Here is a 25,547-nt window from a genome sequence, read left to right as displayed (position 1 = left end):
TTTAAAACTCAAACTGATAGAGCAAATCCAATGTCTGATCAATACCAGACACTGCTTCCAGATACAATCTAGGCATTAACCTATAGCGTAAGGTTAATGTTGCCAGTGAATCAAATATACCAACACCATACTTAACTTGCAGATCTTTTGTGATCTTTCCGCTAACAACTACCTGTGATTTATCACCAACTCCTTGAGTATCCAGAGCTAAATCGGAAACACCAAATATTTCACCGATTTTACCTACCAACTGACCACTCTGCGCAACCCCCAACCCTATCAACATTGCTGTCATCTGGGAGTTGTCCGAGTCACTGCTCTCTAACCCTTCACCACGTAACAGGTAAGAAAGCGCTTCCTGTTGTGATTTGACAGGTTCTGAGAAAATTTCCACTTTTGGCTGATCCGCCAAACCGGTAACTCTCACCCCAGCAATAACACGGCCATCCGTTGATTCTGGGTTGCGGATAGCATCAATATTAAGCAATGGCTGCTCCGGTGGACCAGAGAACATAATCATCCCCTTACGGACAATCAGATCCTGTCCATAGGCATGAAAACGGCCATCAATAATATCAACCTGGCCATTCAAACCCAGGCCCTGTTCGCCCTGAACGGCTTTCAGAACCCCCCTAAGTTTCGCTTTAAGACCAAATGCACTGAGTCGAACATCATCGCCTATATGAATCATCAAGTTACTTTGAATCGGGATTGACGCTTTTTTCACTTCTAACGGCTGAAGATTCTCACCCAACATAATCTCATCCGATGATGCCTCAACAGCCGATTCGGGTAGTTCTTTAACTGTAATACGCGCCCAGGGAATATCAACATTACCATCCAATTTCAGCAACTGAGGAGAAGCCTCAAACACCAGAGCAGGGCTGACATCAATTTTCACCATTGGTGGAAAAGTTACCCTCAACTTATCACCGTTAGCGGTAATTCTTGCATGCCACGCATCCAAATTACGCCAATCAGCATCACCATTCAGGTTAAGTTGCCCCTTCGGGGTTTCGATAACCCCCTCAAGATCGGAACGTATTCCATCAAAATTTACACCAAGTTGCCCTTGAGTAATATCAAATGGAATCCAATGACCCGAAGCTTGCAGTGCACTCAGGCCCAACCGACCAAACAGTAATGGATTTTTGGCATTTCCGCCCAGACGCAAGTTAGCGTTCAAATGGCCTTCTGCCTTATCACCTTTTCCAAGAATCGGTTCGATCAATGCCAGTGAAATATCCTGAATACCGACATTGCCCGATAGTTTGCGACGCCCTTCAAGATCAGCAATCTGTACCGCACCGTTAAACTGACCATTTCCCATAATTTTAAACAACCAATTCAGCTCTGCGGCCCCATTCTTCAAGCCTGCATTGAGTGTCAGGGTTTGAAAATCTACAGGTAATGCGATGCCATCAACCATTTGCTTAACCTGCACCGCATCACCATGCAGATTAACGTTGGCCTGAGGCAATCCACCTCCGGCACTCCATTTAACATCAGCATTACCACTGAATACACCTTTCAAATGTGTTTCAGACCCCAGTAGTGGTTGAATCATAGCAAGATCAAAACGATCAAGAATAACAGATGCGTTGCCGCTGGCGCCCGCTTCAATGGGTTTCGGTATGCAGAGCTGCGCATGTGGATTCAACCAACAATGCGTACCCACAGTAACTTTCTGCTGCTGATTGAGGTAATCAATAGTCATCGCTTTGGTTAAACGCCATTCGCCAACCGGGGTATCAAAACGGGTATTATTAATACTGCCTTTCCATCGTTGTTGTTTGCGATCAAAACTACCATTAAGCGCAAGTTGACCGGCAACCGGCTTACCATCGATCTTCAATTGCAAATTATGCTGCTTTTCATTGCCTTTTGCATTCAACGTTAAATTACGAATAACTAAATCAGCCTGCTTCAACTGACTGACTTTGATAGCAAAATCCCCCTGGATCTGCGCAGCAGAACGTATATCTCCCTTCACATTAACACTATCAATACGCAAATCCTGCCATTTCAACCCATTAGCATTCAGATCAGCCAGAATTTGAGGCGCTTGCATATTACCACGCAGTTTCAACGTCCCATTAACGACACCGCCAAGCCTCGGTAATAAGCCATCCAACCTCGGTGCTCTGATATCGCCGTCAAGTTGCCACTGTTTGAACAACTGTCCCTGGAGGTTGATTTTATTACGCCCCAAAGCCAGTTCAAATTGAGGAATACTCCACTGACCAGCCGCATTACCCGAAATCTTACCCCTGGCTTTTATCAAGTTCTGTTTTACATTACCATCAAGCGTTATTTCCGGGATTCGGAGCTGCCAGCTACCACCGTGCAAACTGCCACGGGTCACTATTTTCCCTTCTATTTCGGCAGGCCATTCCGGCCACTGTTTAGCGGTATTGATTCCAGAGAGTGTCAACACCGCATTCCAACTTACTGCCTTACTCCAATCTGCCACACCGACCAGTTCAGTCCTTCCCTGCAAAGCAGACAGGCGCAAGCGGGTCAATTTAAAGCGTTCTTCATTACCTTTAGCATCCAACACCAATAATGCCGGTGGGATTTCATTACCTTTAATGCCCGAACGCAATGACAAATCATAACCACTCGCTTTACCATTCAGGCGCATTTTCACATTATCAAGCTGATATTCAGGCTCCCCCGTCAAAGGCCAGCTCAGTTGCTGGCTTTCAAGCGTTATACGCACTGGCAAACCTGTCTTAGCCAATTCCGCCTGAGCATCAATTTTAGCGCTGACAGGGCCAGACAAATTCAACATTAAGCTAAGTTGCTCCAGCAAGGCCCCATTAAGCTTTAAATCAACCTTTTGCCCCTGAATCTCTTGCCGATTCAACTCACCTTTTATTACCAGCTTTACCGGCCATTGCTGTGCCAACGTCGCGGAACCATGAACGGCTAAAGAGCCTTCCGGCACCTTTATATTCAATTTATTAAGCTGAATCTGCCGCCCCTGATTACTAATTTGCAGTAATAAATCATTGACTGTGATATTGGTATCACCGGTCAGCTGTAATTGCTTACCACTGATCCCTTCAACAGTAATATCCAATGGAATAGGCACTTCCGGTAACGTTGCCAATAGCGGCTGAGAGAACAATGTCTTCAGGATTTCTCCCAACGACTTTTCCGGTTCAACTTCCCGCTTTGCTTTCGCTGTTTTCAATTGCTCAGGAGTTGTTTTTGGCAATCCCACCAGCAATCCAGTGATTTTTGTTGGCTTAAGAATTAATGCCTTTTGCTGCCACTCAGCTGCGGTCCTGAATTCATCAAGGGCAAATACCTTATCATCTACGGTGACTGCGGCATTTTTAATGGATAGCAAATTAAGTGAAATCGGATACGGCGTTTTCAGTTCAGTCAGAGGCTCTGATTCTGGCGACGGCTCTCCCGCAGGTGGCAATTGTTTAGTGTTAATCGCGACTTTTACGCCTTCTGTCGTCAATGCATTAATACATAACTGACTATTTTTCAGACAGGAAAGACGCAGCGAAAGGTGGAGTTGATTCACATTAACATCCACACCGGGCATCTGATACCTGATACCTTTCAAGGTCAAATCACGCCAGCCACCACTAACATCGGCAATATCCAGCCCCGGTACCCAACGGACGGCACTGTTAATCATAGTATGCAGGCCAGATTGCGTTCCTACCAATCCGGCAACAGTAATAACCAACAGCGTAATAATCAGCAAAAAAGCAATACTGACCTTCTTAATCCATTTCATAATTCAGATCCTAACCCGATGTAAAACTGGATGTTACGAGATTCTGAATCCCCTATTGGCCTGGCAAGGTCAAACTTAATGGGCCCGACTGGAGAAGCCCAACGCACACCAACACCTGCGCCGGTTTTAAAATTGCTCCTTCTAACATCATTGACTGCTTCACCGGTATCAACAAAAACAGCACTCCACCAATCACCGGTTACGTTATATTGATACTCAAGCGAACCCACGACCAGCATGGATGCCCCAGTCAATTTTCCGTCATTGTCTTTAGGGGAAATCTTCTGATACCTGTAACCACGGATACTACGATCACCACCGGCAAAGAAACGTAAATCAGGAGGGACTTTCTGGAACCTATTAGTTTCTATCCAACCTAAATTACCCCGGGCAACAAAACGATGGTTATCCCAGTAAGTTCTGATCCAAACGTTTTGCGCCTGTAATACCAGAAAATCCACATCAGAACCCCAAAAGGTATCAGAAATATCAATGGAATAACGCTGGCTATCGCCCCAATAAGGCATCGTACCTCCACGTTGACGGATCCGACTCACGTTCACTCCCGGATACAACAACATAGCCGTATTCGTGATATTAGCTTGAGTAAAGTGACTGAGGCTCCAGCGCATATTGATCCCATACTGCCAACCAGTTGAAAGATCCCAGTTACGAGAAAGGTTCACCGTCGCAGTATCTGATACGGTATCGTTGACATCCTTACGTTTATAACCCGTCTGCAACGCATAATATTGCTCCAGCGGGTTCGTTTTCAGCGGCATTTTATAGGTAGCATCAATCACCTGTTCAGGTGCAGAAAGGTTGATACTCGTATCAAGGCTATGTCCACGAGAATTTAGCCACGGTTTTGTCCACTTAGCTTTTACCCGTGGCCCAACATCTGTTCCATAACCCCCACCCAGTTCAACATAGTTTTTAGAACGTGGTGTTAATACCGCATCAAGAGGGAGAGTCTTATTACCACTTTTTCTGGCAGCATTAAAATCAGGTGTCACCAATGCTGAATTAAACCAGCCAGTTTCTGCCAGCCGCCGGTTCAATTCTGCCAATTGTTCCGAGGTATAAAAATCCCCTTCTTTGAACGGCACCAAGTGACTCAGATAATCTTCACGAATTTGTGAACCACGATAATGTATCTGACCAAAGTGATAACGTTCACCACTGTTAAAATTAAAATCCCAGAATGCCTCATGCCGCTCTTTGGCAACACCTAATTGGCTCTTTTTCATTATCGCGTCAAAATAACCTTTTCTAATAGCAAGCCCGGTCAAAGAACCTTTAAAGCTTTCATATTCACCATGATTAAGAATTGCCCCTTTCTTCGGACTTTTGCTTTTAACAAGTTTGGCATAATCTCCATCTGTCTTAGCCCCACCTTCCAAAACAACATTAACGTTGGCAACTCGTACAGGTTCACCTGCGGTGACTTTTGCTGTTAATACCGGGCGAGCGGGGGGGTTATTTTCCTGATAAGTAAATTCAATAATAGGTTCATAATAACCAAGGGGACGCAGACCTTCACGAATCGCTTTATCTACACGAGAACGGAAGCGACCATCTGCCGCAACTTCGTCAGTACTGATGGTAGAAAGATGAACCCGGGCATTTTTTTCTAAACTGCCGGTTAATCCTTCTATTTTCAGGCGAAGACTAGCACTATGAGCGATGGGAGTTGCGATAGACATACAAAGAAAACATAAAACGGGGTATCTCGACACGCGAACTCCTAACCTGATCGGAATAATTTGACTATAATAAAATTTAACTTGAGTAAAGTTTATAATATATACAATCTATCAATATCTGAAAACCTAATAATTACAGGAGGGAATTGTGCCAACTTCAGCTAATAAAATCCTATCTACCGATTCTAAAAGTATCTTACTTGGCAGAGCTGAACCACTTAAAGTTTCACCTAACCATACTGTCACCGATCATGCAATAGAGCCTGTTCCAGCGAATATGGAAGTTGCCTATTTTGGTATGGGATGTTTCTGGGGCGTAGAACGGCTGTTCTGGCAACAACCTGATATTTACACGACCTCTGTGGGTTATAGCGGTGGTACAACACCCAATCCAACTTATGAAGAAGTCTGTAGCGGTTTGACCGGCCACGCTGAGGTTGTCAGAATCGTTTATGATCCGGCAAAAAATAGTTACGAAAACCTGTTAAAACTTTTCTGGGAAAACCACGACCCGGCTCAAGGAATGCGTCAGGGAGGGGATATTGGCACTCAGTATCGCTCCACGATTTATACGGTGTCACTTCAGCAACATGAACTGGCATTAGCCAGCCGTGAGCGCTTCCAAAAAGCCATGCAGCAACAAGGGGATAACCGACCTGTTACCACCGAGATCACAGAAGCTGGGCCATTCTATTTTGCTGAAGACTATCACCAGCAATATCTGTTTAAAAATCCTGAGGGGTATTGCGGGTTAGGCGGTATTGGCATTTGCCTGCCACAAGTGGGCAAAAACTAGCCGATTAACCTAAACTGATGTTATAATTATCACACTAATCAATAGTTTTCTAAGTATTTATCGCAACTTTTTATTTTATATGATTTTTATTGTTTCCTCCGGTGTTTTTTCAACGAAAACCTACCCTATCACCGGAGGTAAAACATGGATACCTTATGCTAAATAGTCTATCAGTCGTGCTTCTACTGTGCGCAATAAGCGCCTTTTTTTCGTTATCTGAAATCTCTCTTGCCGCCTCAAGGCGAATCAAATTAAAACTGATGGCAGATGAAGGTAATATTAACGCAGCTCATGTCCTCAAATTACAAGAATCTCCGGGAATGTTTTTTACCGTTGTACAAATCGGCCTAAACGCTGTAGCAATTTTGGCAGGTGTTGTCGGTGAATCGGCATTCTCTCCTTCACTGAAAACTTTTTTCATTCAATTTATGCGTCCTGAATGGGCAGAACAACTCGGCTTTATCTGTTCATTCATCATTGTGACCAGTACATTTATTTTACTTGCTGACCTGACACCAAAGCGTATCGGAATGATCAAACCAGAAGCTGTCGCGGTGAAAATCGTTAATCCAATGCGTTTCTGTCTGGCCATTTTCCGTCCATTAGTTTGGTTGTTTAATGGACTGGCTGATCTTATCTTCAAGATCTTTAAAATTCCGATGGCACGTAATGAAGACATCACATCTGATGATATTTTCGCGGTTGTGGAAGCAGGCGCTGTTGCTGGTATCCTGCGTAAACAAGAACATGAACTGATTGAAAACGTATTCGAACTCGAATCCCGCACCGTTCCTTCTGCCATGACCTCACGGGAAAGCGTCGTCTACTTTGATAAGAATGAAAGCGAAGAAAGTATCAAACAACAGGTTTCCACCCAACCACATTCCAAGTATCTGATATGTGACGGAGATATTGATCATGTTATCGGTTATGTGGATTCCAAAGATCTGCTTAACCAAGTCCTGAGTGGTCAGAGCCTGAGCTTCAATAAAGGTATCCAGATCCGCAATGCGCTGATCATTCCAGATACCTTAACGCTTTCAGATGCCTTAGAAAGCTTTAAAGCTGCCGGTGAAGATTTCGCTATTATCCTAAATGAATACGCGCTGGTAATGGGTGTGATTACCCTCAATGATGTCATGACTACCCTGATGGGTGATTTAGTTGGTCAGGGGCAAGAAGAGCAGATCGTCGTCCGGGACGAAAATTCATGGCTGGTTGAAGGTGGAACACCGATTGATGATGTACAACGAGTACTGGATATTGATGATTTCCCTGATTCCAGTAATTACGAAACCATTGCAGGCTTTATGATGTTCCGGTTGCGAAAAATTCCAAAACGTACTGATTCGGTCAAATTTGCTGGTTATAAGTTTGAAGTTGTTGATATTGATAACTACAAAATCGATCAGCTATTAGTCACAAAAATCACTGACACCCCCACCACGGCTCCCGCTCACAACCCAACTATTAGTGATGAATAAATAAAAACGGCCTATTCTTGTGAAGTGAGGCCGTTTAATATTCTCGTGTTAAGCGCCACTTATTGTTATTGTGGCGCAAGTTATTCAGTATGCTGCTCGCGGCTATTCTCGTTATCTATCCTATTTCAGCCTGCAAACGTAGCACCTGCTGATTAACTTCACTCATCACACTAAAATGGCGTTTGTCTCTCACCTTCGGCGGTAAAATTTTACCGCAGTCAAATTCAAAAGCCCCCATATCTTTAATGTATAAGCGTCCACGGAATAAAGTCTTAACGTAGAGAGCAATTTTCAGTGGGTTATATCGGTGAAAAATTTTCATCTCTGCTTTTTTCCTCCTATGCTTCTTACGGTTACATTTGGTGAACCAACCTCATACACCACACCGTTATGTAGAATAGTAGACTGAATTTATCGGATTTTGTTCCCCCTATTTTTAGTTTTATGCATTGAATTTACATAAAATGACAGATATTTAGATATGTATAATTATGTAAATTTATCCCTTACTTAATGTTAAAAAATTGATCTTCTTTAAAGAGATAAATCAACTGATAACCGCTATGCTAAAAACCCGTGCATCGTCACATTCACTTATAAAGGAAAAATTATGATCAAGAATTTTATGTTATATGCTGCGTTACTTTGTTCTCCTGTTCTGGCATTCGCTCACAACATTAACCTGGAACAAAGTGTTCCTACGGTCAGTGTTTCTGATAAAGGTGAGTTGTTACTCAACAATAATAAGTTTAGCTATCAAAATTGGGATAGTGGAAAACTGATCGGAAAAGTGAGAGTCATACAACATATTGCAGGTCGTAGTGCAGCGAAAGAGCTGAATGCCCCGCTGATAGAAGAAATAAAACGTGCTGATTTTTCAAAAGAAAAATACCAAACAACCACCATCATCAATGTTAATGATGCCATATTTGGTACCGGGCCATTCGTCCGCAGCAGTATTGAAGACAGTAAAAAAGAGTTTCCTTGGTCCCAGTTTATCGCTGACAGCAATGGTGTAGTCAAAAAAACCTGGCAGTTGGAACCCAAAAATTCTGCCATTATTGTCCTGGATAAAAACGGCGTCGCGAAGTTTGCCAAAGAAGGTAAGTTAAACAGCAACGAAATCAAACAAGTAATTGAATTGGTTCGTAAAGAATTACAGTAAAAACATCAGTGGTGATAACGACTTGCGGATATGGTTCGGTTTGCCCTTATCACCACAACCCTACTGAAAAGCAACTTATTTAACGTCAGATTTGCTTAGGAGCAGCAATTTTCAGAATCACGTACACAGTGTTTACATTCCAACATGTTAGGAAACAGCGACAAGTCTCGTAATCACACCTACTTAACATCACGCTAACATGAAAGAAAAACCTTCATGAACAATTGTAATGATTACCATTCTCACATTAAGATGATACCGTGATTATTAACTTTTGATATTATAAAGCTATGTCTGACTACATTGTTGTTTCCGCTGAGCTGACGCTTGAATCGTTTTACGGCACGCATCACGGCTGGCTGAAAAACTGGCTCACGCGCAAACTGCAATCGTCCTTTGACGCCGACGACGTAGCGCAGGATACCTTCCTCCGCGTGATAACCAGTGACTCGCTACAGACAATTCGCGACCCAAAATCCTTCCTCTGCACTATCGCCAAAAGGGTGATGATTGATCTGTTTCGCCACAACGCTCTGGAAAAAGCCTATCTGGAACTGCTTGCGCAACAGCCCGAGGCGCTTATACCTTCGCCAGAAATTCGTCAGTGTCAGCTTGAGACGCTCCAACAAATCGACCAGATGATCGATGGCCTGAGCAGCAAAATGCGCCAAACTTTTTTACTGTCTCAGCTTGAAAACCTGACCTACAGCGACATCGCTTCACGTCTTAACGTGTCTGTCAGTTCCGTGAAAAAATATATGGCTAAAGCCACCGAACATTGCTTGCTGTTTCGCCTGGAACATGGACTCTGATATGAATACTACGTTGACCAATTCTCGTCTCCAGGCCCTAAAATCAGCATCACACTGGTATGCAGTACTAAGCAGCGATCAAACAAGCCCATTGCAAACCGAAAAATGGCAGCGTTGGTACGAACAGCATCAGGATAATCAGTGGGCGTGGCAACAAGTGGAAAATCTGCGTAACCAGATGCTTGTGGTGCCAGGCAATATGGCAAGCCGCACACTTCAGGAAACGCACCTGTCACGCCGCAGAATGATGAAAAGCGTGCTGTTGCTATTAGGGGTCGGCGGTATCTGGCAACTGTGGTATTCAGAAGCGGGAGAGGGTCTGCGAGCAGATTACCGTACTGCTAAAGGGGACATTCAGCATCATCAACTGAGCGATGGCACACTGCTTACACTCAATACTGACAGCGCAGTAGATGTCCATTTTGACCCTCAGCAACGTCTGGTGCATCTCTGGTATGGCGAAATTGCCATCACCACCGGGCACGATGCTGGAACAAGGTTATTGCGCGTACAAACCCGCCAGGCACAACTGACCGCATTGGGTACTAAATTTACAGTTCGTCAGGAAGGCAACACCACGCTAGTTAGCGTGCAGCAGCATGCCGTAGAGGTGATACTGACCGGTGCTGACCGCAAATATATTGTGCGTCAGGGTGAAAGTTTAAGATTCAGCGCTACCGATTTTAGCGAACTGACAACAGCAATCGCCGAAAACAACGCCTGGACGCAGGGTATATTAAGCTTTAGCAACAAACCACTGAGTGAAGTGATAGCGACCCTCGCCCGCTATCGCAACGGCGTATTACGCTGCGACCCAACTATCGCCTCACTACGGTTAAGCGGCACTTTCCCGATAAAAAATACCGATACAGTATTAACCGTTATAGAAAAAACACTTCCCGTTAAGATTCAATACATTACCCGTTACTGGGTGAATGTTCTGCCCGCATAAAAATTATTAACGTAAAAATAATCATTTTCGATTGTCCCTTTTTACCTCTTCATTCGACTTATAAGTGAATACAGCAACAAAATGATTATGGAGACGTTATGATGCCTTTACGTGCACGGCCACTGCGCGCGCTTCACAAAACAACATCGCTGGCAATAGCGATTCGTTTAAGCCTGTTACCAGTGGCTTGCCTAACCTCAGGGATAGCGTATGCTTCGGTGGCGCCAGCTAGCGCACATTATGACATTAATGCAGGCGAACTGGATAAAGTTATCAACCAATATTCCACCCGCGCGGGTATTACCCTTTTGGTAGATGCCAGCTTAACGCGCGGCAAACAGAGTAGCGGCCTACACGGCGATTATTCCATCACCGATGGACTGAACACCTTACTGGCCGGTACTGATTTACAGGCGAAAACGTTGGGTGATAACACGTTCACGCTCGAACCCGCTTCTGTCACGCAGAAAGACTCGATGACCGTGATAGGCGACTGGCTAGGCGATGCTCGTGAAACTGACGTGTTTGAACATGCAGGCGCACGCGATGTCATCCGCCGTGAAGATTTTGCCAAAACAGGCGCAACAACAATGCGTGAAGTACTAAACCGCATTCCTGGCGTCAGTGCACCGGAAAACAACGGTACCGGCAGCCACGACCTGGCGATGAACTTTGGCATTCGTGGCCTGAACCCCCGCCTTGCCAGCCGCTCTACGGTTTTGATGGATGGCATTCCGGTCCCCTTCGCACCTTACGGCCAGCCACAACTATCGTTGGCGCCAATATCTCTCGGCAACATGGACGCAGTCGACGCAGTACGCGGCGGCGGCGCTGTGCGCTACGGACCACAAAGCGTAGGTGGTGTAGTGAATTTCGTAACTCGCGCTATCCCACAGGATTTTGGTATTGAGGCAAGCGTGGAAGGCCAGATTAGCCCCACATCTTCACAAAATAATCCAAAAGAAACCCATAACCTGATGATTGGCGGTACGGCAGATAACGGTTTCGGCACGGCGCTTCTCTACTCCGGTACACGTGGCAGCGACTGGCGCGAACACAGCGCCACGCACATTGACGACGTGATGCTCAAAAGCCGCTATGCACCCAATGAAGTGCACACCTTCAACAGCCTGCTGCAATATTATGATGGCAGCGCGGATATGCCCGGAGGTCTTTCACGCGCCGATTACGATGCCAATCGCTGGCAATCCACTCGCCCATATGATCGCTTCTGGGGCCGCCGTCAGCTCGCGAGCCTCAGCTATCAGTATCAGCCCGACCAGCAGCACAAATTCAATATTCAGAGCTTATATACCCATACCTTGCGCAGCGGTTATCTCAAACAGGGCAAACGCATTACCCTTTCCCCACGGGAATACTGGGTGCGCAGCATCGAACCGCGCTATAGCCAGCTCTTCAATTTAGGGCCTTCAGCCCATGAAGTAGGGATTGGCTACCGTTACGTAAATGAAGCCAGTCACGAAATGCGTTACTACACCGCCGCCAGCAGCGGCGAATTACCCAGCACGTCGAGCCCTTATGACCGTAATACCCGCTCTGGCACCGAGGCTCATGCTTGGTACATTGACGACCGCATTGATATAGGCAACTGGACCATCACGCCAGGGATACGATTCGAACATATTAAATCCATCCAAAACAACAACCTGAAAGGCACCCGCCAAGAAGTAAGCTACAATGCACCGCTGCCTGCACTCAACGTTCTTTATCACGTTACTGACAGCTGGAATCTTTATGCCAATACGGAAAGCTCATTCGGTACCGTACAGTACAGCCAGATTGGTAAGGCGGTGCGGAGCGGCAATGTAGAACCGGAAAAAGCGCGAACCTGGGAAGTCGGAACCCGCTACGACGACGGCGCTCTGACTGCGGAAATGGGGCTGTTCCTGATTAACTTCAACAATCAGTACGACTCCAACCAGACCAACGATACTGTTACGGCACGTGGAAAAACCCGACACACTGGGCTGGAAACTCAGGCACGTTACAATCTTTCCGAGCTTACGCCTAAACTGGAGAACGTTTCAGTTTACGCCAACTACACGTATGTGAACGCAGAAATTCGTGAAAAAGGCGATACCTACGGGAATCAAGTGCCATTCTCACCGAAACATAAAGGTACATTTGGTATAGATTACAAACCTAGCAACTGGACTTTCAACCTCAACAGCGAATTCCAGTCTGGTCAGTTTGCTGATAACGCTAACACCGTACAGGAAAGTGCCGATGGCAGCACCGGCCGCATTCCGGGCTTTATGCTGTGGGATGCACGTATGGCGTATGACTTCGGCCCACAAATGGCTAATCTCACTCTAGCCTTTGGGGTAAAAAACATTTTCGGCCGCGAGTATTACACCCGTTCCTATGATGATAACAATAAAGGCATCTACGCCGGGCAGCCGCGCATATTCTATATGCAAGGCTCACTGAAGTTCTGATGCTACGTTAACCCTTTCGCCGGGCCATTGCCCGGCTTTGCTATTTCTGGAGTTCAGTTATGTCTGCACTGATTCGCGTTATGTTTATCGCTTTGCTCTTCTCCACCAACCTGACCCGTGCCCTTGCAGTCACGGTGCAGGATGAGCAAGGTAGTTTTACCCTCATTTACTAAAAAATTGTTACTCTAAATCCCGGATTCAGGAATGATTCACGAGGCGTATAATCCAGAGTCTGGCCTTTCCAGTTTGTTACATGAGCACCGGCCGCAATTGCCACAGCATGGCCTGCTGCGGTATCCCAGATATTAGTTGGTCCAAAACGGGGATAAAGTTGCGCCTTTCCTTCGGCCACCAGGCAGAACTTTAATGAAGAACCCACAGAAACCGTCTGATGTTCACCTAACTGATTGAGATAATCCTCCAATTCTGTATCCATATGAGAGCGGCTGACTACCACCATTGGGGGATTAGCATCACGAATTTTAATCGGCAAACATTGACCACCACAGGTTTTTTTCCATGCCTGTCGTCCTTGCCCAAAATAAAGCGTATCCTGCGCAGGAGCGTACACCACCCCCATCACAGGAATTCCCCCATCAATCAGAGCGATATTAACCGTAAATTCACCGTTACGATTAATAAACTCCTTAGTTCCATCTAAAGGATCAACTAACCAATAGCGCTTCCAATCACGCCTCTCCTCCCAAGCTGGGGGCTCTTCTTCCGACAATAATGGGATTTCCGGTGCGATACGGGATAATCCGGCTTTAATGATCTTATGAGCCGCAATATCAGCAATAGTAATCGGTGAATCATCCTGTTTATGATCAACTTTCAGGGGATGCTCATCCTGATAAATCGTCATAATAGCTGCGCCAGCTTCCCGGGCCAGTTGGCAGACTTGTTCTAGCATCATACACCTCTACGGTTAGTTATCTGTTATCATTTTAGACTATATTATCAATCGATCTTCTGCCGGAATTGTAAGAATTTTATTGCCATCACCAAAACAAAAACAGCCGGATATACCGGCTATTTTTAATCATATTTCTGGATAAAATTATAGAATATCCAGTAATTCCACTTCAAAAATCAGTGCGCTATATGGAGGAATCGATGCGCCGGCACCACGCTCACCATAAGCCAAATCATATGGGATATAAAGTTCCCATTTAGAACCGACAGGCATCAGGGTTAATGCTTCGATCCATCCGGCAATCACACCATTCACTGGGAATTCGGCAGGTTCACCACGTTCTACTGAACTGTCAAACACAGTGCCATCAATCAGGCGACCTGTATAATGAACACTCACCCGGTCAGTACGGGACGGAATTGCTCCATCACCCTGTTTTAGTACTGAGAACTGTAAACCAGATTCTGTCGTACTGATACCATCGCGCTGGGCGTTTTCTGCCAGAAACTTCTGACCCTCTTCTGCCATAGCCTGCTGGCGTTCACGACGCACACCGTCTGCACGCTCATGCATCTCACGTAAAGCACGATGCAGTATATCAACCGGCACCGCTGGAGAACGACTTTCCAGCGCATCACATAACCCTGCCAGCAAAGCTTCAGGCTCCAAACCTTGCAGACCAGATTCCAGTAATTGCTGACCGACTTGTAAGCCAACCCCATAACTTGCTTGTGCTTCGATAGAGTCAAAAGAAAGTTTTGCCATGAAAATACCTGTGATCAAATTAAATTAGGACTGCAAGCATAACAGTGCTATGTAGCAGGGTAAACCGAAGATATTCACAGGAGGATACGTCTCGCCGAAATATATAAGACTCGATAATCGGTATAACTCTAAGTGGCATATTTATTTCTTAAAGGTTATAATATGAATAAATTCTTTTAAAAAATTTTTACTTCCAATTGATTATATGAATAAAATACTATTGATATAGAATTAATTTTACATTTAATATTATATAATGAGGAAAATCTTATGAATACATCATTTAATGAGATTTTATCAGAAATTCAAAAATCCAAAACCATGCTAGAATTAGAAAGGAAATTGTTAAACGCGATAAATTATCTGGGTTTTGAATTTTACTCAATTTATCAGGAAGAAAAATATCCATTCACAACAAAGAAATATGTTCTAATAACCAATTTAAATATAGAAACAGCAAACAATTATAATCAAAATAATAATCACGACAGTGATCAATTAATGAATGGTGATTATACTTTTTCTATCCCTTCAATTTGCAATGAAAAAATATCAAAAGATACTGATTTTATGATTGAAAAATCAAATATAGACGAAGTTAAAAATAGTCTTTCAATTAAAATCAAAGGCTCTCATGGAGAAAGATCAATTTTTTCAGTCGCCAGAAAAGAAGGCGCCATTTCTCACAATGAGATACTTAATAAAGCAGGCATGTTAGGCATATTGGCAAATGAATGCGTGGAGACATTCAATAAACTAAAAAATAAAAAGGATAAAATAATTGTTCCAACACTATCCACGAGAGAAGTCGAAGTAATAAGATGGACTTGTGAAGGAAAAACCTCCGCTGAAATAGCCAATATACTGGAAATTTCAACAAGAACAGTCAATTTCCATATCAATAATGTTATGGAGAAATTAGTTGTTCCCAATAAAGTCGCTGCTGTTGCTAAAGCAATAGCATATAATCTGATCATATAACAATTAGAGCCACAATGAGGCTCTAATTATATAAAACTATAAAATATAATTTCCCAAAATATCTCTCCAAGCATCATTAATTTCATTCATCAGGGATTCACATTTGATATGTTCATCATTAACATGCACACAAACATAACCACAGAAATCATTATTACTCTTAGGTGTTTCATAGACCGGTAAATTTATGTCTAAATTAATTTTTATTGAAATAATTTCATAATGTAATTTTCTCAGGATATTACCAATAGATGCTAACAATAATCTATTTACTTCTGTTTTACTAAACTTATCATTTATTTTCCCATCTTTGCCCGCTAGCAAATTAATCAAAAATGCTCTCCCCTTCGCTTCGGGTAATATCATTCGATCACTAAATCCTTTAACTAAATGATCAACCCAAATTTCCTGCAAACTTATACCATATACCCGATTAGCCATATCCCAAATACGCATACCTGCTGGTCTACGGTTAGTTTCAACCAGAAAAGTTTCTCCCGTTTTACTATTTTGCTTAATCTCATTATGGAATGCGCCGAGAGTCTGCCCTGAAATCAGGTTAATTGCTTGCCCTGCTTTATGTAATGCAATAGCATTTCTTCCATCACATTGCGCGGGAACTATTTGCCCTATTTCAACAGGATATTCACCTTTCTGAGAGACTTTTTGCGTTAAAAAAGCCATACAACCAATACCATCGTACGAATATTCTGTATCGAAAGTAATAAGTTCTTCTGCAAGAATTTGATTGCCACCCGATTGCTCAACAGATTGAGAAAAAGCCGTTGGGATTTTATTCCTATCTTTAATCGCCACTACACCGAAATTTGCCCGACCACAATTAGGTTTAATAATCACACCATACGGAACAGAATCATAAAATACTTCCAGTTCTTTAATATTATTAATAAAAGTGTAGCGAGGGGTCTTAATATGTTGGGCCGCAAGCAGTGGCAATATACGAGTTTCTTGTTGACGGAACTGATATTTCTCAATACCCGCGAAACTTAAGTCAGGATCATCACCATAAACATTCAATTTCTTCGCTATAACAGCAGCATACCCGGATACCGCATCCATAAAAGGAAGAATACCGGCACATGTCATATCAAGGTCAGAAAGAACACCTATTACTTTATCAACATAATTTTCTGTCCGTACAGGTATATGATAGACAAATGGGGTGATATTTTTCTCTTCACCGGACAACATGTCACTAATAATCACTAATTCAAGGGAATAATTATACTGAATATAATCACGAATATTAACGATTTCATTCAGTCTTGCCGGAAGATAATCAAGTACTAACAAGTATTTTTTCGAACCCATATTTCCTCCATTATTAACTATTATGCAGATTAAATTTAAGCGAACGATAAGGATTAATAATGACGAACATCAATAAAACAAATACAGAGAATATCAGATAAATACTATTGTAGGAAAAATAGTTCAGTAAATTAGCACAAATGAAACTGGTTAAAGGTGTTGCTATCTGATTCAAAACAAGCACAACACCAAGATACTGAGAAAAATTCTTCTTCGGAATAAGGCTTGCCCGATAAGAACGGGAAAAAAGATTGAAACAACCTTCCGAACCAATGACCAGCAAGAAACCCAATGTATAAATAAAGAATAACGGGCCGGTAGCGAATAATGTCAGACCACATAATGCAATAAGAAAAGCCGTCACACCAACGATACGCACATCAAAAATACGGCATAATTTTGGAGCAACAAAAAATACACAACAGTTCACCACCCCTGCATAAGCCAAAAGCCGGGCATAGCCCTCTTCCGGTTGCGAAAAAACACTAGTGATAACATAAACAGCCGTTGATAAGATAGCCCCTTGCATCACATTCATCAGAAACGTCAGGCTAATAACCCGTAGCAGCGATGGATTTCCCATCAGGAATTTAAAAATCGCAAACAGATTATAGCCTTCTCTATTAGCATGCTCTTCAATCTGATTTTTCTTTTGTAACTGAAACCATATGAAGCTACTAATCAGGAAAGGAAAAAAAGCGAATGCAAATACGGCATAAACGCTGAATTTATAAACCAACACACCAACAACCGCCGGTGCTGCAATATAGGTAAACTGTTCAACAAATTGCAAACGAGAGTTAACAGAAGGTAACTCTATTGCATTAATGTTTTTAGAGACAAAACCTTCTAGGTTGACATATCCGGCTCCACTAAAAAAGGATAAAACACATGAGAGAGGAATAATGACATATACGATGTTATTGTCAGAATATATAAATGAAACAATAAAAAGGAATAAACAAACCAATGAACGTAGGATATCACTCAGGAATAACATAACCAATGTATGCATCCTGTCACCCATCCAGCCAGAAATAGGGAGTGAAATGACTCTGAATAACCGTTCAAGCCCGAAAGCAAAAGATGAAAGTGAAGCACTATTAGTTGAGGTATATACTAATACCGGCACAGCAAACATAACAAATGCCTCTGAAAAAACGGAAAAAAAGCGAGCCAGTATGATCCTGTGTATCATTAATATTACCCCAACCTTATTGTCTATCCCATTAGGCTATTTTATTTATCAACTTGAGTCTGAGCAACACTCAAATTGACTTCATCAATTACGCCTACTGGGATAGACTTTTACTACGCAAAATTTAATGAATCGATTTAATCAAATAATTCCCCAAAACTAAATAATCAATATTTGTTTTCATGAAAGTTTTAATAGCATCCTCAGGTGAACAAACGATCGGTTCACTATCGTTATAAGAGGTATTCAGCAACAAAGGAACACCTGTTTTCCGATAAAACTCCTCAATTAACCGAGCATAACCTGGATTTGATTCACTATCTACAACCTGAACTCTGGCAGTGCCATCTGCGTGAACAACTGCTGGAATTTGTGATGCTTTATCGACTTTAGCATCCATCGCCAACAGCATATATTTTGCAGCTTCAGGTAATTCTTTCCGAACGTGGAACCAATCAGCGACATGCTGACGCAATACACTCGGCGCAAATGGCCTGAACATTTCACGATGCTTAATTTTACGATTCATTAAATCCCGGATATCTTTATTTCTCGGGTCTGCCAGCAAACTACGATTACCTAGTGCCCGCGGCCCAAATTCCATCCTCCCCTGGAACCAACCAACCACATTATTTTCAGCCAGCAAGCCTGCGACGACTTCATGAATATTTTCTTCATATGTCCAATTCAGACCATGTGCTCTCAAACTACGCTGGTAATCATCGTCACTATATCCAAGCCCCCAATAAGTATGAGGCAGAGGATAGCGTTGCTCATTTCCAAGAATCTGATGCCAAATAAATAACGCGGCTCCCGTAGCAGTACCCGCATCATGCGCGGCAGGTTGTACAAAAATATCTTTAATATCCAACTCTTCATACAACCGCTTATTTGTTATACAATTTAATGCAACACCACCAGCAAGGCAGAGCTTATTCGTTGCAGTTTCCTGTAAATGATAACGAGCCATATTCAAAACTATCTCATCAGTTATTTCCTGAAGAGAGGCGGCAATATCATAATATTCCTGTGCAACTTCTCCACCAGGAACCCTTTTCTCAATGCCAAACAAAGATTCCAATTTAGAAAAATCTTTACCGCGGAAATTGAGAATGGTGTTATCGATAGTAAATTCCCCTTTCTCAAGAATTTTAACTAATTGTTGGAATGCCGGCATAAAACCTTCAGGCGTTCCATAGGCAGACATTCCCATTACTTTACATGCATCGTATACTGAAAAACCCAAGAATTCCGCTAACTTCTCCCACATAAACCCGATTGAATTAGGATATTCAATAGTTTTAATTTTCTCAATGCTATTGCCATCGCCCAGATATACGCCAGCGGTATTATCCTCTCCGATACCATCAAGCGATAATGTTAGTGCTTTATCAAATGACGAGACAAAATAAGCAGATGCCGCATGAGCTGTATGATGAGGTACCCAATGGAACTGACCACGAAATCCCATTGACTGCAAAATTTCTGGTACTGAAGTTGTTTTACGATAGAAAACTGACTCACCCGATACGCTTCCCCAACTTCCCTCATCCTTTACTTCATCAATAAAGACTGACTTTCTTCGTTCTATCGGATCAATCGAAAATCCTATATGACTCACGTCTTCCAACTTAATGCCTGCAAAATCTAATGCAGCTTCAATTGAAGCCAATGGTAGTTCATCAGAATTATCGACATTTGCTGGTTTCCCATGTTTCCTTCTATTTAACCGTTCTTCTTCAATGGCAAAAATAGTTTCGCCATTTTTTAATAAACAAACAGCTGATTCATGGTAAACAGAATTTAAACCTAATATATACATTGCTTATTACCCTCTCATTATGGTTAATTTATTTTTAATACCAAGCAGCGTAAACTACCACCACTCTTTAAGAATTCACCCATATCACACTTAACGACATTATAACCATAATTATTTAATTGGCGTTCAACCTCAATAGAACAATCATGCATTAGAATATCTTTTCCTACTGGAATGTTATTACAAGAGAATAACTCTTTAGCATCATACTCTGATATCGAAATCCTTCGTTCAAATGTTTCAGAAATATAATCCTGACTTTCCTTAGTAAATGCTTCCGGATAATAAATAACAGTATCTTTGTCAATAAATGAAAATGCCAGAGCCACATGGAAGAAAGTATTATCCTGAATATGCAGTTCACCTTTCACTTTAAGTTCAGGGTATACTTTTTGAATTGTATTTATTGCTTCTTTATCTGAGCGAGGACCATAACCAAAGATAATATCATTATCCCAATAGATAACATCTCCAAGCCCTTCAAAATAAATATCTTCATCAACATGATGTATCTCGTAGCCCAGATCTTTCAGATAATCTATATAATATTGACTTTCTCCCTGACGTTCAGCGTGCCGGAAATTACTGGCAAGAAATTTATTATTATGCACCATGCCACAATCTCCTGAAAAAGTCATATCAGGCAAACCATTAACAGGAGCGATAGTACGAATACTAATACCTCGTTCGATCAGTCGTTCATAAAGAAAGTCCCACTGCTGTTGTGCTAATTTTTTATTAACTTTATTATTAGGATCCATCCAATCATTAATAACATATTCAATATCGTAAAAATCCGGTTTACACATTAATAACTCTTTAATCATTACATTTTCCTCACTCTGGATTTAACACTTTGATTAGTATGTATATTAAATATTTTTGCGAATCCCTCTGCATCATTTTGACTATATAAATGCCCACAATTATATATCGCCAAATTATGATCATAAATACTGCTCTTTGAAGAACGGGAGCAAACATTGACATATTTATAACCTAATTCAAGTTTGACCTCACCACTGACATGCTGATTCATACTATCAATAAATTGGTTCAAATGAGTAAATAAGGGATCATACCAAAGCCCGGAATAGACCAGTTCAGCCCATTTTTTATCAACTATTTCTTTAAACCAGTTTTCATTACGATTACTACAGTAGAGTTCCAAATCACGATGAGCAGTAATTAAGATGTGTGCAGCAGGTGATTGATAAATTGCACGCGTTTTCAAACCTACAATGCCATCTTCAACAATATCAAAAATGCCAATCGATAGCTTTTTACCAATTTCATTTAATATTTCAATAATTTCATTTAATGATCTTTTTTCACCATCCAGTGATACAGGTACACCATTCTCAAAACCTACTGACAAAAATATTGGTTCAGTGGCTGAGAGTGCATATTCATATAATTTCTCTTTGACATCTTCAGGAATCAACATTTCTGGTTCTTGCAACGGACCACATTCGATACTGAATCCCCACATATTTTCACTGGTAGAATAAGGATTATTGCAACCAAATTCTTGAGGAATACCATACTGAGCCGCATAATTATTTACGATACTTTCGTCATAATTGAAATCTCGCAACGAAGCAATAGGTATTTTATCCAGAATTTCTATATTCATATCCATTCTGACTTGATCATTACCTCTGAATTGATGTGCAATATAATTAATATTAAGTGAATTGGCTACCTCAACGGCAGCTTCAGCAATTGCAGGCCGGGACAGTGCAGCACTGAGAAAATAACCATGTTGATAAATAGCATTAGCTTTTATTGCTTTTGAAAGAAAATTTTCAGCATATTGAGTTCGATAATCTTTATAAATAAACTTATCAGCACCCGCAACCATGCACTCCAATTCAATATCTTCAATATCTCTTACTTGTCCTTCATCAATATAAAGAGCAATAACCTCTTTAAATTTAGACTTAAGACTCCTTATTATAAGAGGATTGTAGCGACGATTATAGTAAATCACCAAAACACTATCAGAATTCATTTAATGTGCACCCCATACTTGTGATAATTTCTTTTAACCCAGATTCAGTCGTACTTTCTTCAATAAGTTCCGAGAAATTATTTTCAAATAGCCAGGTATTGTTATAAATCGTATCGATGTAACGTTCTCCACTATCAGGAATAATGACAACGATGTTATCTCCAGGTTTAAAATCGTCCAGATGATCTAATGCAGCACTCACCGCACAGGCTCCCGTCCCACCAATCAGAATACCTTCATTTCTGGCCAATTTTCTTGCCATACGGAATGCATCAATATCTGCAACTTTCAACGTAAAATCGATGTTGCTACGATCGAGAATAGTCGGTATGAATGCTAACCCCGCTCCCTGTACCAGATATTTTCCTGGCTCACCACCGAAAATAATTGATCCAACAGGTTCAATACCATAAATTCGTACTTGTGGATTTTTTTCTTTCAAATAACGAGAAATCCCAGTAATGGTTCCACAACTTCCCGCCGTAGAAAAACAAGCCGTCAAATTATCGCCAAAGGTTTCATACAACTCACGCCCTGTGGAATGATAATGCTCATCAGGATTAACCTGATTTTCAAATTGCATGGGACTGAACGCATTCGGATAGGATTTTATGATCTCTTTGGTTAAGTCAATACGATATTTGACCGTATCTATTCCAGCTTCAAACTCTGGCAGAAAAATAATTTCTGCACCAAATGCTCTGATTTTATCGCGTTTCGCTACCGGCACCATACGGTCTAAAACAGCAATAAATCGGTAACCTTTAACAGCACACGCCATTGCCAGACCAATCGCCGTATTCCCCGATGATGGTTCAATAACCACCATTCCTGGCCTCAATTCTCCCTGAGCTTCCGCTCTTTCTAGCATAGCGACTGCAATACGGTCTTTAATACTCCCACCGGGGTTAATATTCTCCATTTTAAGAAAAACATTAACACCTTTAGTATATTTGCCATCTAACATAACCACAGGGGTATTACCTATAGTTTGTAATATATTTTTACCTAGCTTCATATCCGTTTTATCTCTCATTTTTTGGTCAATGTGAAGAACATACAGTGATGATGAGGTATTTTTGTTAACAAATAAATAAAGTACTTTTATATCTAATATATCTATTAATTTATTGATGAAATTATTTATTTTATAAATAACTCCTAGAAATAATTTGATTCCTATTAAAAACAAGCCCATCTGTGCGTGTTCTCATACAATTATTAATCAACATAACTGATAATTATAAATTTACACCTGAAAGTCTACTGTCAACTCTGACAGTTATATAAATAAAACTCCATATAAACTTTTGATATTATTATTTAATAATAAGAATATATATCATTAACTTTCAACATCTTTATATAAAATCAAGAAAAAAAATAACTATTACAAATACAATAATTATGATTATAAAATAATAACGCACGTAATTAATTAGATTTATAAGAAAACAGGTTGTATTAACATTCAGTTTAATAATAAATTACCAGAAAAAATGCTATAGATTAACAAGATAATTGTGAGTTAAAACAAGTAATCAGAGATTAATCGCCAACAATTGTAGGCCGGAAAAGTGCAGAATTGAGAAAATAACCATTCTGATAAATAACATTGGCTTTTACCACTTATGAAAGAAAATTTTCAGTACATCTCTTCCAATAATATTTATAAATAAATCACCCAAAACACTATCAGAATTCATTTAGTGTGCACCCCATTCGCGTAATAATTTCTTTTAAATTTACTTCTATTGTACTTTCCTCAATTAATTCTGAAAAATTATTTTCAGATAACCAAGTATCATTATACATCGTGTCGATATACCGCTCTCCACTATCAGGAATAACAACAACAATATTATCTCCAGGTTTAAAATCATCTAAGTGACTTAATACTGCACTTACCGCACAACCTCCCGTTCCACCGATCAGAATACCTTCATTTCTGGCTAATTTCCTTGCTATCCGGAATGCATCAATATCTGCGATCTTCAAAGTAATATCGATATTACTACGATCCAAAATAGAAGGTGTAAACGTCAGCCCTGCACCTTGTACCAAATATTTTCCCGGCTCACCACCAAAAATAGCTGACCCAACAGGTTCAACGCCATAAATCCGCACTTGAGGGTTTTTCTCTTTCAAATAACGGGAAATCCCAGTAAGCGTTCCACAACTTCCTGCTGTCACAAAACAAGCCGTCAAATTATCACCAAAGGTTTCATATAGCTCACGCCCTGTAGAATGATAATGTTCATTAGGGTTAACCTGATTTTCGAATTGCATGGGGCTAAACGCATTTGGATAGGCTTTTACAATCTCCTTGGTTAAAGAGATAAGCTGCTTGGCAGTATTTGTTCCCGCTTCAAATTCTGGCAGAAAAATAATTTCAGCACCAAATGCCCTTATTTTATCGCATTTCGCAGGCGGTACCATACGGTTTAAAACAGCAATAAATTGGTAACCTTTAACAGCACACGCCATTGCCAGACCAATCGCAGTATTACCCGATGATGGCTCAATAACCACCATACCCGATCTTAATTCTCCCTGAGCTTCCGCACTTTCCAACATAGCAACTGCAATGCGGTCTTTAATACTTCCACCAGGGTTAACATTCTCCATCTTAAGAAAAATATTAATACCTTTCGTATGTCTACTATCCAACATAACTACTGGAGTATTACCTATAGTTTGTAATATATTTTTACCCAGCTTCATATCTATTTTATCTCTAATTTTGAATCAATGTGAATGATGATGAAGTGTTTTTACCAACAAATAAAGCACTTTTATATCTGATTTTCCTATTCATATACTGATGAAATTATCTATCTTATAAATAAATATTGGGAATAACTTAATTACTATAAAGATAATTGCATCTATTTGTGTGCTCGTTCAATGACTAATCGGTACAAATGATAATTATAAATTTACACCTAAAAGTCTACTGTCAACTCTGACAGTTATATCAATAATGTTTCGTATAATTTTCATTATATTATCTAACAATAAAATAACATATCATTAATTTTTTCACATTCTTATCTAAGATCAGATGAAATAAATTGAATATTATAAATATATTTTTAAATTATTATGAAATAATAATATCTGTAATTAATCAAATTTATGAGAAAAGATGTTAGATTATCTAATAAAAGATCGCCAATTACATTAGAATTAGCAAGCCGCATTATTAGATAATAAAAACAAGCCAAGAGATAAAATTATAGGAAAATATGCAAGAAAAACCATGTTTCTATAAATTAAACATAAAGAAAACAAATGGAAAATAAGTCAGATTAATACCCAGTTCAATATAAATTATCCAATTTTATAGACTAACGGGGTAATAGTGAGTTAAAACAATAAA

General features: G+C 40.9%; 19 protein-coding genes. 7 read left to right on the top strand and 12 right to left on the bottom strand.

Annotated features, from left to right (window positions below):
* Position 1: 1 nt before the first annotated feature.
* Together tamB and tamA are read right to left on the bottom strand one after the other, a co-directional pair.
* Positions 2-3,763, bottom strand: coding sequence for an autotransporter assembly complex protein TamB (gene tamB, locus C5470_RS00240; RefSeq protein WP_166285075.1), 3,762 nt, complete (start codon positions 3,761-3,763; stop codon positions 2-4).
* Positions 3,760-5,502 carry an autotransporter assembly complex protein TamA gene (gene tamA, locus C5470_RS00235; protein ID WP_166285074.1) on the bottom strand — a complete coding sequence of 581 codons (1,743 nt, stop codon included), beginning with the start codon at positions 5,500-5,502 and terminating at the stop codon, positions 3,760-3,762. The genes tamB and tamA overlap by 4 nt, the downstream gene beginning before the upstream one ends.
* Positions 5,503-5,617: 115 nt before the next feature.
* Here tamA and msrA point away from each other — a divergent pair, with 115 nt between their 5' ends.
* Together msrA and paeA are read left to right on the top strand one after the other, a co-directional pair.
* Positions 5,618-6,265 carry a peptide-methionine (S)-S-oxide reductase MsrA gene (msrA, locus tag C5470_RS00230; protein WP_166285073.1) on the top strand — a complete coding sequence of 216 codons (648 nt, stop codon included), beginning with the start codon at positions 5,618-5,620 and terminating at the stop codon, positions 6,263-6,265.
* A 155-nt stretch (positions 6,266-6,420) separates the two neighbouring features.
* Positions 6,421-7,749: a polyamine export protein PaeA gene (paeA, locus tag C5470_RS00225; RefSeq protein WP_166285072.1), complete on the top strand. Its 1,329-nt coding sequence runs from the start codon at positions 6,421-6,423 to the stop codon at positions 7,747-7,749.
* A gap of 115 nt (positions 7,750-7,864) precedes the next feature.
* On the opposite strand, the gene C5470_RS00220 is transcribed toward paeA, so the two are convergent.
* Entirely contained in the window at positions 7,865-8,071 is a 207-nt protein-coding gene (locus C5470_RS00220) for a DUF1107 domain-containing protein (RefSeq protein ID WP_011148633.1), read from the bottom strand.
* 288 nt (positions 8,072-8,359) lie between these two features.
* On the opposite strand from C5470_RS00220, the gene C5470_RS00215 reads away from it, so the two are divergent.
* The 4 genes from C5470_RS00215 (at position 8,360) to fecA (ending at position 13,137) form a co-directional block, all read left to right on the top strand.
* Entirely contained in the window at positions 8,360-8,914 is a 555-nt protein-coding gene (locus tag C5470_RS00215; RefSeq protein ID WP_166285071.1) for a YtfJ family protein, read from the top strand.
* 290 nt (positions 8,915-9,204) lie between these two features.
* Positions 9,205-9,726 (top strand): ferric citrate uptake sigma factor FecI, encoded by a 522-nt coding sequence (gene fecI, locus C5470_RS00210; RefSeq protein WP_166285070.1) that lies wholly within the window; start codon positions 9,205-9,207, stop codon positions 9,724-9,726.
* A 1-nt stretch (position 9,727) separates the two neighbouring features.
* Entirely contained in the window at positions 9,728-10,678 is a 951-nt protein-coding gene (gene fecR / locus C5470_RS00205) for a ferric citrate uptake sigma factor regulator FecR (protein WP_166285069.1), read from the top strand.
* 98 nt (positions 10,679-10,776) lie between these two features.
* Complete coding sequence (gene fecA, locus C5470_RS00200) at positions 10,777-13,137, top strand: TonB-dependent Fe(3+) dicitrate receptor FecA (RefSeq protein WP_166285068.1); 2,361 nt, start codon at positions 10,777-10,779, stop codon at positions 13,135-13,137.
* 169 nt (positions 13,138-13,306) lie between these two features.
* Here fecA and cysQ read toward each other — a convergent pair whose 3' ends face one another.
* The gene (gene cysQ, locus C5470_RS00190) at positions 13,307-14,050 is read right to left on the bottom strand and encodes a 3'(2'),5'-bisphosphate nucleotidase CysQ (RefSeq protein ID WP_166285364.1); all 744 of its coding nucleotides are present in this window, start codon (positions 14,048-14,050) and stop codon (positions 13,307-13,309) included.
* Between the two features lie 147 nt (positions 14,051-14,197).
* A complete protein-coding gene (bamJ, locus tag C5470_RS00185; protein WP_036844103.1) occupies positions 14,198-14,818 on the bottom strand; it encodes a BamJ family beta-barrel-assembly machinery protein in 621 nt (206 codons plus the stop codon).
* 270 nt (positions 14,819-15,088) lie between these two features.
* Between bamJ and C5470_RS00180 the strand changes: the two genes are divergently transcribed.
* Positions 15,089-15,799 carry a helix-turn-helix domain-containing protein gene (locus C5470_RS00180; RefSeq protein ID WP_166285067.1) on the top strand — a complete coding sequence of 237 codons (711 nt, stop codon included), beginning with the start codon at positions 15,089-15,091 and terminating at the stop codon, positions 15,797-15,799.
* Positions 15,800-15,835: 36 nt separating this feature from the next.
* Here the strand turns inward: C5470_RS00180 and C5470_RS00175 are convergent, their stop codons facing one another.
* The 7 genes from C5470_RS00175 to C5470_RS00145 form a co-directional block, all read right to left on the bottom strand.
* Positions 15,836-17,131 carry an ATP-grasp domain-containing protein gene (locus C5470_RS00175; RefSeq protein WP_166285066.1) on the bottom strand — a complete coding sequence of 432 codons (1,296 nt, stop codon included), beginning with the start codon at positions 17,129-17,131 and terminating at the stop codon, positions 15,836-15,838.
* Between the two features lie 13 nt (positions 17,132-17,144).
* A complete protein-coding gene (locus C5470_RS00170) occupies positions 17,145-18,329 on the bottom strand; it encodes an MFS transporter (RefSeq protein ID WP_166285065.1) in 1,185 nt (394 codons plus the stop codon).
* Between the two features lie 124 nt (positions 18,330-18,453).
* Entirely contained in the window at positions 18,454-20,151 is a 1,698-nt protein-coding gene (locus tag C5470_RS00165; RefSeq protein WP_166285064.1) for a carbamoyltransferase family protein, read from the bottom strand.
* A 23-nt stretch (positions 20,152-20,174) separates the two neighbouring features.
* Positions 20,175-20,978, bottom strand: coding sequence for a dimethylarginine dimethylaminohydrolase family protein (locus C5470_RS00160; protein WP_036844108.1), 804 nt, complete (start codon positions 20,976-20,978; stop codon positions 20,175-20,177).
* Complete coding sequence (argG, locus tag C5470_RS00155) at positions 20,978-22,165, bottom strand: argininosuccinate synthase (protein ID WP_166285063.1); 1,188 nt, start codon at positions 22,163-22,165, stop codon at positions 20,978-20,980. The genes C5470_RS00160 and argG overlap by 1 nt, the downstream gene beginning before the upstream one ends.
* Positions 22,155-23,363: a PLP-dependent cysteine synthase family protein gene (locus C5470_RS00150; RefSeq protein ID WP_242687775.1), complete on the bottom strand. Its 1,209-nt coding sequence runs from the start codon at positions 23,361-23,363 to the stop codon at positions 22,155-22,157. The genes argG and C5470_RS00150 overlap by 11 nt, the downstream gene beginning before the upstream one ends.
* A gap of 497 nt (positions 23,364-23,860) precedes the next feature.
* Positions 23,861-24,889, bottom strand: a complete 1,029-nt coding sequence (locus C5470_RS00145; protein ID WP_166285062.1) for a PLP-dependent cysteine synthase family protein — start codon at positions 24,887-24,889, stop codon at positions 23,861-23,863.
* Between the last annotated feature and the right edge of the window lie 658 nt (positions 24,890-25,547).

This window comes from Photorhabdus stackebrandtii, assembly GCF_011189495.1.
Taxonomy (GTDB): domain Bacteria; phylum Pseudomonadota; class Gammaproteobacteria; order Enterobacterales; family Enterobacteriaceae; genus Photorhabdus; species Photorhabdus khanii.
This window is presented reverse-complemented; position numbering and strand designations above follow the sequence as displayed.

What these genes read in the sequence shown, in the direction of transcription:
- C5470_RS00160 (WP_036844108.1), bottom strand. Translation starts at nt 20,978, where the DNA reads ATGATTAAAGAGTTATTAATGTGTAAACCGGATTTTTACGATATTGAA.
- C5470_RS00175 (WP_166285066.1), bottom strand. Translation starts at nt 17,131, where the DNA reads ATGGGTTCGAAAAAATACTTGTTAGTACTTGATTATCTTCCGGCAAGA.
- paeA (WP_166285072.1), top strand. Translation starts at nt 6,421, where the DNA reads ATGCTAAATAGTCTATCAGTCGTGCTTCTACTGTGCGCAATAAGCGCC.
- argG (WP_166285063.1), bottom strand. Translation starts at nt 22,165, where the DNA reads ATGAATTCTGATAGTGTTTTGGTGATTTACTATAATCGTCGCTACAAT.
- C5470_RS00220 (WP_011148633.1), bottom strand. Translation starts at nt 8,071, where the DNA reads ATGAAAATTTTTCACCGATATAACCCACTGAAAATTGCTCTCTACGTT.
- C5470_RS00145 (WP_166285062.1), bottom strand. Translation starts at nt 24,889, where the DNA reads ATGAAGCTGGGTAAAAATATATTACAAACTATAGGTAATACTCCAGTA.
- C5470_RS00170 (WP_166285065.1), bottom strand. Translation starts at nt 18,329, where the DNA reads ATGATACACAGGATCATACTGGCTCGCTTTTTTTCCGTTTTTTCAGAG.
- fecA (WP_166285068.1), top strand. Translation starts at nt 10,777, where the DNA reads ATGATGCCTTTACGTGCACGGCCACTGCGCGCGCTTCACAAAACAACA.
- C5470_RS00180 (WP_166285067.1), top strand. Translation starts at nt 15,089, where the DNA reads ATGAATACATCATTTAATGAGATTTTATCAGAAATTCAAAAATCCAAA.
- C5470_RS00165 (WP_166285064.1), bottom strand. Translation starts at nt 20,151, where the DNA reads ATGTATATATTAGGTTTAAATTCTGTTTACCATGAATCAGCTGTTTGT.
- fecI (WP_166285070.1), top strand. Translation starts at nt 9,205, where the DNA reads ATGTCTGACTACATTGTTGTTTCCGCTGAGCTGACGCTTGAATCGTTT.
- tamB (WP_166285075.1), bottom strand. Translation starts at nt 3,763, where the DNA reads ATGAAATGGATTAAGAAGGTCAGTATTGCTTTTTTGCTGATTATTACG.
- cysQ (WP_166285364.1), bottom strand. Translation starts at nt 14,050, where the DNA reads ATGCTAGAACAAGTCTGCCAACTGGCCCGGGAAGCTGGCGCAGCTATT.
- C5470_RS00215 (WP_166285071.1), top strand. Translation starts at nt 8,360, where the DNA reads ATGATCAAGAATTTTATGTTATATGCTGCGTTACTTTGTTCTCCTGTT.
- C5470_RS00150 (WP_242687775.1), bottom strand. Translation starts at nt 23,363, where the DNA reads ATGGGCTTGTTTTTAATAGGAATCAAATTATTTCTAGGAGTTATTTAT.
- bamJ (WP_036844103.1), bottom strand. Translation starts at nt 14,818, where the DNA reads ATGGCAAAACTTTCTTTTGACTCTATCGAAGCACAAGCAAGTTATGGG.
- fecR (WP_166285069.1), top strand. Translation starts at nt 9,728, where the DNA reads ATGAATACTACGTTGACCAATTCTCGTCTCCAGGCCCTAAAATCAGCA.